A 12,500-nucleotide genomic window follows, 5' to 3' on the forward strand; every position below is an offset into this window, starting at 1 on the left:
GGGGTCCGGCAGGCGGTCGACTAGGCTCGGGGTGGTGACGAGACTCCTGGTGCTGGAGGACGACGACGGTCTCCGGTCCTCGCTTCGGATGGTGCTCGAGGACGACGGGTACGAGGTCGCCGAGGCCGCCAGTGCCGAGGACGGGCTCACGGCACTCGGTCGTCACGGCGTAGACCTGATGCTGGTGGACCTGATGCTGGGCGGGATGGATGGGTTCTCGTTCATCCAGCGTGCCCGTCCGCAGACCGAGGCGCCGATCGTCGTCATCAGCGCCCGGGACGGGGTCCAGGACATCGTGGCCGCTCTGGAGGCCGGCGCCGACGACTATGTGACCAAACCATTCGTCGTCGACGAGATCAAGGCGCGGCTCAGAGCGCTCCTGCGTCGCCCGTCCATGGGAAGCAGCGATACGCGCGGGCCCGAGGACGCCTTGGTGCTGGACAGTGTGGCCGGGCCACTCGTCTTCGACCAAGGCGCGGGGACCCTGACCCGTGGGTCCGCGGAGATCCACCTCACGCACACCGAGTTCCGCCTCCTGGGCGTGCTCGCCGAGAACGCAGGACGAGTGCTCAGCCGTAGTTCGCTGCTCGAGCACGTGTGGGACCGCGGCTTCTTCGGCGACGAACGCATCGTCGACGTCCACGTACGACGCCTGCGCAAGAAGCTCGAGCTCGAACCGAGCGCGCCCTCGACACTGATCACCGTGCGTGGGCTGGGCTATCGGCTCGACGTGCGATGACGGGTGTCCGCCGGAAACGGGGACTGCGATCGGCAGTCACCCTGGCTTTCGCGCTCGGCGCCCTTGCTCTGTCGGCGTCGCTGGCCCTGGGGACCTACTTCTCCGCTCGCCACTTCCTCGTCGAGCAACGAGAACGAACGGCGACCCGGCAAGCCTTCGCGGACGGCGCTCTGGTCCGCGACAGCCTGCTGACCTCAGGCGCCCAGGTCAGCGACGTCCTCGGATCCATCTCGGCGCCGGCGGGCTCGTTCATCTACGTCCGCCGCCACGGCACGTGGTACGCCTCGTCGCTGGACGGCCCCGGGCCCGAGCTGACGACCGAGGTCCAAGCGGCTGTGGAGGACGGGTCGGCGGGCGTCGGCTGGACGGATGCCACGAGCCCCCACGCCGTGGTGGTGGGGATCCCCATCCCGGCCGTCGACGCCGAGTACTACGAGGTAGCCGTCGCAGACGAACTCGACCGGACTCTTCGGACCCTGGCGGTCGCGCTGGGCATCTGTGCCGCGCTCACCACGATCGCCGGAGCCGGGCTGGGTCGAACAGCCAGCCGCCGGGTCCTGGCACCCTTGCGCGACGTGACGTCGGCGGCCGTCCGGGTCTCAGGTGGTGACGTGACCACGCGACTCAAGGACACCGACGATCCCGACCTCGCCGCCCTGGTCGGCGCCTTCAACAACATGGTCGACGCTGTGCACGACCGCATCGAGCGGGACGCCCGCTTCGCCGCCGATGTCAGCCACGAGCTCCGGACCCCGGTGACGACGTTGACGACCAGCCTCAGCCTGCTCCAGCGTGCAACCGATCTCTCGCCCCGCTCCACCCGCGCCGTCCAGCTGATGACCGACGAGCTCACCCGGTTCCGTCGTGCACTGGAGGACCTGGTCGCGCTGGGTCGACTCGACGCCGGGGTGCCTGAGGTCCGACCGTCCGTGCTCGGCGCCCGCGATCTGGTGAGCCAAGCGCTTCAGGCGACCGATCGGCCGGCCGCGCTGCTCTCGTACGAGCCTGCACGCTCGTCGGATCCGATGATCGTGGTGGAGCGCCCCCAGATGGTCCGCGCGCTGGCGAACCTGTTCATGAATGCCGACATTCACGGCGGCGGCCTGACGGGCGTCCGGGTCGTGGACGGCGGAGACTACGTCGACATCCAGGTCGAGGACTGTGGGCCGGGCGTCCCGCCGGAGGAGCGGAGCCGCATCTTCGAGCGGTTCGCCCGCGCCGGAGGTGAGAAGCTGGGCACCGGAAGCGGGCTCGGTCTCAGCATCGTCGAACAGACCGTGCGCAACCACCACGGTGACGTCTGGTGCACCGAGCGAGGAGGGGGCGGCGCCGCGTTCGTCGTGAGGCTGCCCACCACCACGCACGCGACGGGAGTCGCGCCGTGATGGCTGGAGCACGGCGGTGGCGGGCCGGCGCGGCAGGTGTCCTGGGGGCCGGCGCCGTGCTGGTCATGGCATCGTGCGGCCTGCCGGGTGACGGACACGCTCAGCGCGTCGACGACGACGATGTCCCGTACCGACTCCTCGACTCGGCCGTGCCTGCCCCGAGCGTCTCCGGCGACGGCGGGACCTCGAACTCGACGCCTCTGGTCTTCTGGCTGCGGGATGACGACCGGCTCATCCCGACTGCGGCAGACGCATCCTGCCGCGAGCGGTCCCAGGACTCGGTCGAGCGCGTCCTGGGGGAGCTGGGCGCCGGGCCGCGAGACGACGCACGCGCCGCCGGCCGGTCCACCGCGATCCCTCCGGGCACCGTGCTCGACCTCGTGAGCATCCAGGACGGCACGGCCACGGTCGAGGTCGAGGTCGATCCAGCGACCCCGATCAGCGCAGACCGACTGCCGGCCGCCGTGGGTCAGATCGTGATGTCTGCGGCCTCCGCGCCCGGCGTCCAGTCGGTGTTGCTGGTGAACGCCGACGGGCCCGTGTCCGTCCCTCTGCCCGGCGGTGCCCTCACCGACCGCCCCGTGACCGCCGAGGACTATGCGGATCTGCTGCCCCACCGTGAGCAGGGTGCTCAGGGCGGGGGATGTGCTCCCTCGTGACGTGAGGGTACGAGCGCGGCTCGTCAGGTGCCGCTTCACCGCCGGCGCTGTTCGTCACCGGTCCGGTCCGCGTGCCGGCGAGGACCCCGCCGCTGTCGACTCGACAGCCACCAGGCCGATGCGCCGCAGGGCGCTGAAGTTCCGGTTCGATGCCGCACAGATCACGACCCTGACACCGCGGACCGAGCAGCGCCGCTGGATCCACAGCAGCGTGGTGACGGTGGTCGACGAGAGATGCGAGATCTCGGACAGGTCCACCTCGAGCGTTCGGGGGCCTCGCTCGAGCAGTGCATCCAGGTGTCGTTGCGCGGCCCCGCGTTCCGGTGGACCGCCCCCCGGCAGCCTCATCAGGACCTCGGGGGGCTGATGGTCGACCGGCGGAGGCCACGCGCCTGCCACGGGGTGCCGAGACCCTGCCGTCGCCCCTGAGCCAGGTGTGCTGCTGTCGTCCATGGGTGACACGGTTCCAGCGCCTCATGACAGTCTCATCGTCAGCTTTGTTGCGGCCTGATGACGGTTCGCGGTCGAGGTTCGAGCACTTCGTCGCAACACTTGTCCGCGGTCCCCGGGGATGTCTGGATGGAGAGCGTGTCATCGGATTCCCCGAGCACAGGAGACCAGGAGGCGACCACCATGTTGACGATCACTCCCCGGGCCCTCGACATCATTCAGCGAGTGACTGCCCACCCGACCACGATGCCGATGGCCGGCGTGCGGATCGCCGCCGACGAAGGACTGGACGCGCCTCTCCAGGTCCGGGCCGTATCGGGACCCCAGCCGGGAGACCACACCCTCGAACGCCAGGGCGGCCGGCTGTATGTCGGGCCGGACGCGGCCCAGCGCCTCGAGGACGGCGAGCTGGACGCCGAGACGTGCGCCGGTCACCGCGTGCAGTTCATCGTGAGAGCGGCGTCGTGACGTCGCGCCTGACCCCGGAGCGCGCCAGGCGGCGCGACGAGGTCGTGGCCCGCTCGCGGCAGGGCTCGGTGCGGATCGAGCGTCGGCTCAGGATGGTCCAGCTCCTGCGCCGGCTCTGTTGACGAGCAATGCGGTCGAGCCGGTCGCGCAGCGGCGGCCCCCCAGCGCGCCGAGCCCGTGAGGGTGTTCCGGCATCGCAGCGTACAACGTGAAGAGCCCCTGACTCGGCTTTCGCCGGTCAGGGGCTCTTGCGGTACGGCATCAGGGACTCGAACCCCGAACCCGCTGATTAAGAGTCAGCTGCTCTGCCAATTGAGCTAATGCCGCGTGCTGGTGAAGCGACGTGAACTCTACCAGCGGGGATGGATCGGGAAAAATCGGGGAGCGCGCCGGCAGGCCGGGTCAGAGCGAGGCGAGGACGGCCTGCGCCGCGCTGTGCCCGCCGAGCCCCGACAGGCCGCCGCCCCGGCGCGATCCGGAGCCGCAGACCAGCACCGACGCGACGTCGGTCTGCACGCCCCACTGGTGGGCCGGCGTCTCGAGCCGGGAGCGGTGCGGAGCCCAGGGCCACTCGAGGTCACCGTGGCAGAGGTGCCCGCCCGGCATCGCGAGGTCGCGCTCGAGGTCCTGGGGGAGCGTCACCCGGATCCGGGGACGACCGGCGGCGTCGGTCGCGAGGCACGACTGGATCGGCTCGACCAGGTGCTGGTCGAGCGAGGCCAGGGCGCGCGAGACGGCCTGCTCCCTGGCGCCCTCGGGGTCGTGCTCGAAGAGCGACGCCGGGGTGTGCCGGCCGACGTACGTCAACGCGTAGGCGCCGGCGGTCGGCTCCGCGACGATCCGGCCCGGCAGCGCCGCCGGCACCCGGCCTGCGGCCGCGTCGTCGTACGCCGCGGCGAGCTCGGCGTAGCCCGGGCCGAGGTGGAGCGTGCCGGCGAAGGCGACCTCGGGGTCGATCCCCGACGTGAAGCGGGGCAGCCGGTCGAGCACGAGGTCGATGGCGACCTGGGCGCCCTCCGGCTTGGACTCCGGGTCCTCGCCCTGGCCGAGGAGGATGCCCAGCACCCAGGGTGCGACGTTCGCGAGCACGAAGCGCGCGGCCACGGTGTGCGAGCCGGATCCGTCGTGCCACGTCACCTCGGCGCCGTCGGCGCCGGCCTCGATGCGGCTGACGCCGGCCGAGGTGACCACCTCGGTGCCGTCCGCGGTCGCGGCTTGCGCGAGGGCGTCGGTGAGCGCGGCCATGCCGCCGACGGGCGCGTCCCACCCGCCGGTGTGGTGGCCGATCAGGTGGTAGAGGAAGGACCGGTTCTGGACCAGTGACCGGTCGTGCAGCGAGGCGAAGGACCCGGTCAGGGCGTCGCTCGCCGCGATCCCGCGCACGGTGTCGTCCGACAACCGGGCCTCGATGGTCTCGCCGAGCGGGCGGCCGACGAAGGCGTCCCAGGTGCCGGGGTGGACCTGGTCGCGGACGGCGCGTTCGGGCGGCAACGGCTCGAGGAGGGTCGGGGCGACGGCGCGGGCCAGGTCGCCGGCGTCTGCGTAGAACGCCCGCCAGGCGGCGTACTCGTCGTCGCCGCCGGTGAGCTCGCGGAACGACTTCTCGGTCTCCCCCTGCTCCGGTCGCTGCACGAGCAGGCCGCCGGGCTTCCCGTCCCGGAGGGTCGGCGTGTACGACGCGATCGACCGGGAGACCCGGGGCAGGTCGAGCCCGAGGTCGGCGAGCAGCCGCTCGGGCACCGGCGGGAGGAGGGAGGCGTAGCCCGACGTCGCGGCGCCGCCGGTGTGGCCGAGGCGCTCCAGGACGAGGACCGACAGGCCCGCACGCGAGAGGTAGGAAGCCGCGACGAGTCCGTTGTGACCGCCTCCGACGACGACCACGTCGTACTGCTTGTTCACCGAGTTCACCGACCCAACCTAGGCCACGGCTCCACGCTGTCGGGATCATGGCTTCGCACCACATCGGCAGGTCGCGCGCGCGACCGAGCCGCGCACCCGCCAAGATGGATCTTGCCGGTGAAGGCACGACCGCTCGGGAGGGGTGGGTAGTGACGAAGTCCAGGGCGATGTACGTCGTCGGCCTGCTCGCGGGTGCCGCCGTCTTCGGCATCTTTGCGGTCTACGGCTCGCCCGCCGAGGGGCATGCGATCGGCATCTGGCCGGTGGCCCTGGCGTCGGCGCCCCTGCTCGTCGCTCGGCGCCCCCCGACCTCGGTGGTGCTCGCGCTGGTGTTCCTGATCGCGGTGGTCACGATCTGGACCGGACGCCCCCTCGACGTCTCGATCGGCCTCGCGGGCGCCATCACCCTCGAGACGTGGGTGTTCTGGCGGATCTTCACCAACGGGGTGCGCACCCGGCCGACGCTCTACACCGACCGCGAGCTGGCCCGCTTCATCCTCGCGTCCGCGGCCGGCGCCGTGGCCGTCGCGGGTGGCGCGGCGCTGACGAGCGAGGTGACGGGGTGGGGCACACCGGGCCTGCTCGCGCTGGCGCTCGCAGCTTCCGGCCTGGCCTCCCAGCTCGCCGTCACGCCGTTCTTCGCCAAGCTCCGCGGCCACGGAGGCATGGCGCCGCTCGCGGAACGCATCGTGCAGTGGGTGCTGGTCCTGACCGTCACCCCGATCGTCTTCGCCCTCGACGACTTCCCGGCCATCGTCTTCCTGGTCATCCCGCTGCTGGGCTGGGCCGCCCTGCGCGACGGGGCCTACGAGGCGCTGGCCCAGCTGTTCGCGGTGCTCGGCATCGCGATCGCGCTGACCACGCGCGGGCACGGCCCGTTCGCGGTGGTCGACCGCTACGGCCTCGACCCCGACGTGCAGGGGATCCTGCTCTGCACGTTCATCGTCGACTGCGCGCTGATCGTCATCCCCTTGATGCTGAGCGTCGGGGAGCAGCTGGAGAACGCGCGGCAGGTTGCCGGCGAGCGCGACCGGGTGCAGAACATCGTGCACGGCGCGTCCGGGGTCGCGATCATCGGCACGGACGAGAACGCCCGGGTCACGCTCTTCAACCCCGGCGCCGAGCGGCTGCTCGGCTACACCGCGGAGGAGATGACGGGCCACACGACCCGCAGCCTGCACTCCGACGAGGCGATCGCGGAGAAGGCGGCCGAGCTCGGGGTCGCCAACGACTTCGAAGCCGTCGCCAAGGCGATCGTGGCCATGGTCGGCCCGACGGACATGCGCTTCCTGCGCAAGGACGGCGAGGAGCGCAGCCACTCGATGTCGCTCAACCGGATCGAGGACGACCGCGGCAAGCTGCTCGGCTACGTCAGCACCTCGGAGGACATCACCGAGCGGCTGCGGGCCCAGGAGGCGGCGCTCGAGGCGCTGGAGAGCGAGCGCCGTGCGGTCGAGCGGCTGCGCGAGGTCGACCAGGTCAAGGACGCCTTCGTCTCCAGCGTCAGCCACGAGCTGCGCACGCCGATCACCAGCATCCTCGGTTATACGGAGATGCTCGAGGACGGCGTGTACGGCGACCTCCACGAGGAGCAGCTCGACGCCGTGCGGCGGGTCGGCGCGAACAGCGCCCGCCTGCTGTCGCTGATCGACGACCTGCTCACGCTCTCGCGCGTCCAGGAGGACGGGCTCGTGTTCGTGGACCGACTGGTCGACCTGCGCAAGATCGTCGCCGCCGGTTGTGCGGTGGTCGCGCCCACCCTCGAACGGCGTGACCTCGAGATGACCATCGACCTGCCCGACGACCCGATCCCCTTCCTCGGCGACCGCGACATGCTCGAGCGGGTCGTCATCAACCTGGTCGGCAACGCCGTGAAGTTCACGCCCGAGGGTGGCCGGATCGACGTCGGTCTGGTGACCGAGGACGAGTCCGCCCTGCTGAGCGTGGCGGACACCGGCATCGGCATCCCGCTCGAGGAGCAGGAGAAGCTGTTCACCCGGTTCTTCCGGTCGTCGCTCGCGCAGGAGCAGGCGATCCCGGGCAGTGGCCTGGGCCTGTCGATCGCGCGCGCGATCGTCGAGAAGCACGGCGGCTCCATGTCGGTGGAGTCCGCGCCGGGCGAGGGCACGACCTTCCGGGTGCGGCTGCCGGTGCTCGCGCCGGGCTGACGCCCGCTCCTCGCTCGCCGGCGCTCCGCCCGGAATATTCAACTTTCAACCATTGTTGGGTCGGCTGTTCCGATACACCGATCCCAGGAGGTGGGCAGATGCCCGCTGTCACCGTCGACGACCTGACCGTCCTCGACCGACTCCGCGAGCCCGGCCTGGGTGACCAGCCGCGACCCGTGTTGCAGATCAGCACGGCACCGCAGGGCTACGAGGGAGAGGGCTTCCCGGTCCGTCGCGCCTTCGCGGGCATCGACCTCCAGCACCTCGACCCGTTCATCATGATGGACCAGATGGGCGAGGTGGAGTACGCGCCGGGCGAGCCGAAGGGCACGCCCTGGCACCCGCACCGCGGCTTCGAGACCGTCACCTACATCATCGACGGCACCTTCGACCACCAGGACAGCCACGGAGGCGGCGGCACCATCACCAACGGCGACACCCAGTGGATGACCGCCGGGTCGGGCCTGCTGCACATCGAGGCCCCGCCGGAGTGGCTGGTCCAGCAGGGCGGTCTCTTCCACGGCATCCAGCTCTGGGTGAACCTCCCGCGCGACGCGAAGATGACCGACCCCCGCTACCAGGACATCCGCTCCGGGCAGGTGCAGCTGCTGACCTCGGCCGATGCCGGCTCGCTGGTGCGGGTGATCGCCGGCTCCGTCGACGGTCACGACGGCCCGGGAGCGACGTACACCCCGATGTCACTGGTGCACGCCACCATCGAGCCCGGCGCCCGGCTCGAGCTGCCGTGGGAGGTCGGCTTCAACGCGCTGGTCTACGTGCTGAACGGGAGCGGCACGGTCGGCACCGACGCGCGGCCGATCAGGACGGGTCAGGCCGCGGTGCTGGGCGCCGGCGACTACCTGACGATCGCCGCCGACGGCCGGCAGGAGAGCCGCTCGCCGAAGCTGGACGTGATCGTGGTCGGCGGGCGGCCGATCCGTGAGCCGCTCGCCTGGGCCGGTCCGTTCGTGATGAACACCCAGTCCGAGGTCAGGCAGGCCTACGAGGACTTCCAGAAGGGCCGCTTCGGGCACCTCCCGGCCTGAGCTCCTCGGTGGTCTCGCCCGGCGAGACCGATTAGCGTCACCTCTCATGGCCCGGACCCACCGCGACGCGTACGGCGTCCCGCACGTCCGGGCCGGCTCGATCTCGGACCTCGCCCACGGTCAGGGCGAGGTCACCGCACGGGACCGGGCCTGGCAGCTCGAGTTCCTCCGGCGCCGGGCGACCGGCACGACCGCCGAGGTCTTCGGCGTCGCGGCGCTGCCGTGGGACCGCTTCGCGCGGCGCACCCGGATGGCCGAGACCGCGCGCCGGGCGCACGCCCGGCTGCGACCGGACACGACGGCGTTCGTGGCGTCGTACGTCGAGGGAGTGAACGCCGGCCTGCACGCCGGCTCGCCGGAGTTCGACCGGCTCGGGGCCTCGCCGACGAGATGGGAGCCGTGGACGCCGCTCGCGGTGTTCCTCGCCCAGCACCTCCTCTTCGCGAGCCTGCCCGGCAAGCTCTGGAACGCCCGGGCCCGCGAGGTCCTGGGCGACGACGCCCGGCTGCTGTCCCACGAAGGGCCGCACGCGAGCGGCAGCAACGCGTGGGCGGTCGGCGGGTCGCGCACGGCGTCGGGCTTCCCGCTCATCGGCGGCGACCCGCACCGGCTGATCGAGGCGCCCGGCGTCTATCAGCAGGTGCGGCTCTCGTGCGACGAGTTCGACGTGGTCGGGTTCGCGTTCCCCGGCGTCCCGGGCGTGCAGCACTTCGGGCACGCCGGCGAGGTCGCGTGGGCGATCACGAACGCGATGGCCGACTACCAGGACGTGTACGCCGAGACGCTGCGCCGCGGGTCCCGGGGCGTGGAGGCCCTCGGGCCGGCCGGCTGGGAGGCGGCCGACGCGCGGGTCGAGACGATCACGGTGGCCGGTCGGCCCGACGAACGGCTCGAGGTCGTGGCGACCGCGCGCGGCCCGGTCTTCGCCGGCTCCGTCGACGAGGGGCACGGGCTGAGCGTGCGGACCCCGTCGACGGTGCTCGGCGACCTCGGGTTCGACGCCTTCCTCCCGCTCCTGTACGCGCGCACGGCGGCGGACGTCGAGGCGGCCTTCGACGACTGGGTCGAGCCGGTCAACAACGTCGTGATCGCCGACCGTGAGGGCGACGTGCGCTACCGGGTGGCCGGCCGGATCCCGGTCCGTGCCGAAGGCAACCGTCGCGGCGTCATCGCCGCCTCGGACCCGGCGGCGGCGTGGACCGGCTGGCTCGACCCGCTGCCGCGCCACGACGTCCCCGCCGACGGGCAGGTCGTCACCGCCAACGAACGCCGCGGGCCCGAGAGCGACGCGGTCGGCACCGGCTTCGCGCCCCCGCACCGCGCCGCTCGCATCCACGCCCTGCTCCACGAGAGGGACGACCTCACGGCCGACGACTTCGCCGCGGTCCACGACGACGCGCTGCTGCTGACCGCGCCGGCGTTCCAGGAGCTGGTCGGTGGCCTGTCGCCCGGACCTGCGGGCCTCGGCGTGCGCGACGCGATCGTCGCCTGGGACGGCCGGATGGACGCCACCTCCCCGGGAGCCGCGGCGTTCGCCGCCTGGCGCTCGGCGTTCACATTGCGGCTCGCGGCGGAGCCCGTCCTCGCCCCGCTGGCCGAGCCGCTCACCGACGACCCGGTGCTCGCGCCCTGGCTCGACGTCGCCGCCCGGGTCGGTCTCGCTCTCGAGTCGCTGGTGGCCGCGGGCACGCCGTACGGCATCGACCTGCGGGCGCACGCCCGCGATGCGCTCGACGATGCCGCCGGTCATCCGGAGACCTGGGGTGCGACCCACGTCGTGACGCCGGTGCACGCGTTCGACGTCGTGGCGACCGACCTCGCACCGCCGCCGGTGCCGCCGCTGCCGGTCTCGGGCGACATCGACTGCGTGCGGTGCACCGGCTCGGTGCCGGGGCTGACGGACTCCTGCACGCGCGGCTCGGTGGCGCGCTACGTGTGGGACCTCGCCGACCGCGAGGCCGGCGGGTGGGTGGTCCCGCTGGGCGCTGTCGGCGACGCCCGGGACCCGCACCACCTCGACCAGCTGCCGCTGTGGGCGGCCGGCGAGCTGGCGCCGATCGTGACCGACTGGGCCCGGCTCCAGGAGGACACCTGATGCTGCCCGGCTCCGACTCGGACCGGTCGTCCGGCGGTCGAAGCCGCTCGCGTTCCTGACGCGCCTACGAGAGCGCCTTCGCGAACCACGCCTGCGCGTAGGGGTTGTCGTTGTAGCGCTCGATGTGTGCGTAGCCCGCGCGCTCGTACATCGCGATCGCCTCGAGCAGGGTGCCGTTGGTGTCCAGGACGACGCGGGTGTGGCCGAGCCGGCGCGCCAGGTCCTCGAGGTGGCGCAGCATCCGCGACCCCAGGCCGGCGCCGCGCCACTCGTCGTGCACCCACATCCGCTTGATCTCGCCGGTCTCGCGGTCGATCGGGCGCACCCCGCCGTACGCCACCGGCACGCCGTCGCTGGTCGCGACCACGAACGTCCCGGCGTGGTCGGGCTCCCCGGGGTCGAAGCCGTCCGGGAAGCGGCGGTCGAGCTCGGCGAAGTAATGGGCCGCCGCCCGTCGGGCGACCGGCTCGGTGGGCGGGACCTCGCGCAGGTGCACGGTCGCCGCGCGGACCAGCAGGTCGGCCGTGTGCAACGCCGCGACGAGGCGCTCGCGCTGGCGGGGTGCCAGCGGCTCGACGAGGGTGCGGGCCAGCGCCTCCGATCGGTCATCGAGCTCGCGCCACGCCGTACGGCCTGCGGCGGTCAGCACGACGACGCGCCGACGGCCGTCGGCGGGGTCCGGGTGGAGGTCGACGAGCCCCTCGTCGGTGAGTCGGCGCAGCAACCGGGTGAGGTACCCGGAGTCCAGGTCGAGGCGCTCGCGCAGCGCGCGGACGCCGCTGCCGTCGGGCCCGACCTCGAAGAGCAGGCGCGAGACCCCCAGCGGCCGCCCGGTGCCGAGGAACGACTCGTCGAGCGCGCCGATGCGCTGCGTGTAGGTGCGGTTGAAGCGGCGCAGCGTGTCGGTCGGAGCGGCCTCGGACATTCTCTGACTTTAGTCAGACAACTGCCCCGTGTCGACCTGGCCCGGCAAACGCGAGACAGTGAGGCATGCGCGCACACCTCGCCGCCCTCGCCGGCCTCGCCCTGGCCGGCTCGCTGCTCGCCGGCTGCGGCTCCGACGGCAGCGACGCGACCGCGACCGACCCAGGCGTCTCGGCCTCGGCGTCCGTCACGCCGAGCGAGTCGTTGTCGGGTTCTCCGAGCGAGAGCGCGGAGTCGGTGAGCGTGCAGAAGACCTGCGCCGAGCTCTACCACCCGCCGGCCCAGCTGATGCCGCGCGCGATCGAGTTCGTGCACGGGTCACCGTCGGCCGAGGACGCCGCCGACGCCGAGGAGCTGGTGACCGGTCTCGCCGAGGTCGAGGGTCACTCGCTCGGCCCGCTCGCCGAGGACATCGCCATCGCTCGCGAGTCCGTCGACGCCCAGCGCGCGGCCATCGGGTCCGGCTCCGGCGGCCCCGACCTGCCGCCGTTCGACGCCGCCACCCGCCGACTCGCCCACCACTGTGACTTCTACAACGACTGACCCGTCCGGGGCCGAGCGCTTGTGGTCGAGGTCTCGGAACGACGGCCCCCAGCGACCCGTTGGCTCTGGTGTGAGCACCTCGCGCCGACGACCGCGCCCTCGAAGTACGTGCCCTCCTGACCGG

General features: G+C 72.4%; 12 protein-coding genes and 1 tRNA gene. 9 read left to right on the forward strand and 4 right to left on the reverse strand.

Translation table 11 applies throughout. The features are described from left to right. The first annotated feature begins 34 nt into the window (after positions 1–34). The 3 genes from PD653B2_RS22395 to PD653B2_RS22405 are packed head-to-tail and all read left to right on the forward strand — an operon-like array spanning position 35 to position 2,783. A complete protein-coding gene (locus PD653B2_RS22395) occupies positions 35–739 on the forward strand; it encodes a response regulator transcription factor (protein WP_242665408.1) in 705 nt (234 codons plus the stop codon). Beyond that, the gene (locus PD653B2_RS22400; RefSeq protein WP_085874642.1) at positions 736–2,124 is read left to right on the forward strand and encodes a HAMP domain-containing sensor histidine kinase; all 1,389 of its coding nucleotides are present in this window, start codon (positions 736–738) and stop codon (positions 2,122–2,124) included. Before PD653B2_RS22395 ends, PD653B2_RS22400 begins: the two co-directional genes overlap by 4 nt. Next, positions 2,124–2,783, forward strand: coding sequence for a GerMN domain-containing protein (locus tag PD653B2_RS22405; protein WP_085874643.1), 660 nt, complete (start codon positions 2,124–2,126; stop codon positions 2,781–2,783). Before PD653B2_RS22400 ends, PD653B2_RS22405 begins: the two co-directional genes overlap by 1 nt. Positions 2,784–2,837: 54 nt before the next feature. Here the strand turns inward: PD653B2_RS22405 and PD653B2_RS26100 are convergent, their stop codons facing one another. Further along, positions 2,838–3,236, reverse strand: a complete 399-nt coding sequence (locus PD653B2_RS26100; protein ID WP_123061261.1) for an STAS domain-containing protein — start codon at positions 3,234–3,236, stop codon at positions 2,838–2,840. 222 nt (positions 3,237–3,458) lie between these two features. On the opposite strand from PD653B2_RS26100, the gene PD653B2_RS22415 reads away from it, so the two are divergent. Together PD653B2_RS22415 and PD653B2_RS25940 are read left to right on the forward strand one after the other, a co-directional pair. Continuing rightward, positions 3,459–3,701 (forward strand): hypothetical protein, encoded by a 243-nt coding sequence (locus PD653B2_RS22415; protein ID WP_133059034.1) that lies wholly within the window; start codon positions 3,459–3,461, stop codon positions 3,699–3,701. Then, positions 3,698–3,823 (forward strand): hypothetical protein, encoded by a 126-nt coding sequence (locus PD653B2_RS25940; RefSeq protein WP_278247493.1) that lies wholly within the window; start codon positions 3,698–3,700, stop codon positions 3,821–3,823. The genes PD653B2_RS22415 and PD653B2_RS25940 overlap by 4 nt, the downstream gene beginning before the upstream one ends. A gap of 132 nt (positions 3,824–3,955) precedes the next feature. Here the strand turns inward: PD653B2_RS25940 and PD653B2_RS22420 are convergent. Both PD653B2_RS22420 and PD653B2_RS22425 read right to left on the reverse strand, forming a co-directional pair. Beyond that, a tRNA-Lys gene (locus PD653B2_RS22420) sits at positions 3,956–4,028 on the reverse strand. 75 nt (positions 4,029–4,103) lie between these two features. Next, positions 4,104–5,609 carry a phytoene desaturase family protein gene (locus PD653B2_RS22425; RefSeq protein WP_345775758.1) on the reverse strand — a complete coding sequence of 502 codons (1,506 nt, stop codon included), beginning with the start codon at positions 5,607–5,609 and terminating at the stop codon, positions 4,104–4,106. Between the two features lie 140 nt (positions 5,610–5,749). Here PD653B2_RS22425 and PD653B2_RS22430 point away from each other — a divergent pair, with 140 nt between their 5' ends. From PD653B2_RS22430 to PD653B2_RS22440, 3 genes are all read left to right on the forward strand, one after another. Further along, entirely contained in the window at positions 5,750–7,768 is a 2,019-nt protein-coding gene (locus tag PD653B2_RS22430; RefSeq protein ID WP_133059033.1) for a PAS domain-containing sensor histidine kinase, read from the forward strand. 98 nt (positions 7,769–7,866) lie between these two features. Further along, a complete protein-coding gene (locus PD653B2_RS22435; RefSeq protein WP_085874647.1) occupies positions 7,867–8,814 on the forward strand; it encodes a pirin family protein in 948 nt (315 codons plus the stop codon). Between the two features lie 46 nt (positions 8,815–8,860). Then, positions 8,861–10,909 carry a penicillin acylase family protein gene (locus PD653B2_RS22440; protein ID WP_085874648.1) on the forward strand — a complete coding sequence of 683 codons (2,049 nt, stop codon included), beginning with the start codon at positions 8,861–8,863 and terminating at the stop codon, positions 10,907–10,909. A 64-nt stretch (positions 10,910–10,973) separates the two neighbouring features. On the opposite strand, the gene PD653B2_RS22445 is transcribed toward PD653B2_RS22440, so the two are convergent. Continuing rightward, positions 10,974–11,834 (reverse strand): bifunctional helix-turn-helix transcriptional regulator/GNAT family N-acetyltransferase, encoded by an 861-nt coding sequence (locus PD653B2_RS22445; protein ID WP_085874649.1) that lies wholly within the window; start codon positions 11,832–11,834, stop codon positions 10,974–10,976. Between the two features lie 65 nt (positions 11,835–11,899). Here PD653B2_RS22445 and PD653B2_RS22450 point away from each other — a divergent pair, with 65 nt between their 5' ends. Further along, the gene (locus PD653B2_RS22450) at positions 11,900–12,376 is read left to right on the forward strand and encodes a hypothetical protein (protein WP_085874650.1); all 477 of its coding nucleotides are present in this window, start codon (positions 11,900–11,902) and stop codon (positions 12,374–12,376) included. Positions 12,377–12,500: the final 124 nt, after the last annotated feature.

The organism is Nocardioides sp. PD653-B2 (assembly GCF_002117935.1).
Lineage (GTDB): Bacteria > Actinomycetota > Actinomycetes > Propionibacteriales > Nocardioidaceae > Nocardioides.

Coding starts and splice junctions, on each gene's coding strand:
- PD653B2_RS22400 (WP_085874642.1), top strand. CDS start 736: ATGACGGGTGTCCGCCGGAAACGGGGACTGCGATCGGCAGTCACCCTG.
- PD653B2_RS22405 (WP_085874643.1), top strand. CDS start 2,124: ATGGCTGGAGCACGGCGGTGGCGGGCCGGCGCGGCAGGTGTCCTGGGG.
- PD653B2_RS26100 (WP_123061261.1), bottom strand. CDS start 3,236: ATGGACGACAGCAGCACACCTGGCTCAGGGGCGACGGCAGGGTCTCGG.
- PD653B2_RS22435 (WP_085874647.1), top strand. CDS start 7,867: ATGCCCGCTGTCACCGTCGACGACCTGACCGTCCTCGACCGACTCCGC.
- PD653B2_RS22440 (WP_085874648.1), top strand. CDS start 8,861: ATGGCCCGGACCCACCGCGACGCGTACGGCGTCCCGCACGTCCGGGCC.
- PD653B2_RS22445 (WP_085874649.1), bottom strand. CDS start 11,834: ATGTCCGAGGCCGCTCCGACCGACACGCTGCGCCGCTTCAACCGCACC.
- PD653B2_RS22450 (WP_085874650.1), top strand. CDS start 11,900: ATGCGCGCACACCTCGCCGCCCTCGCCGGCCTCGCCCTGGCCGGCTCG.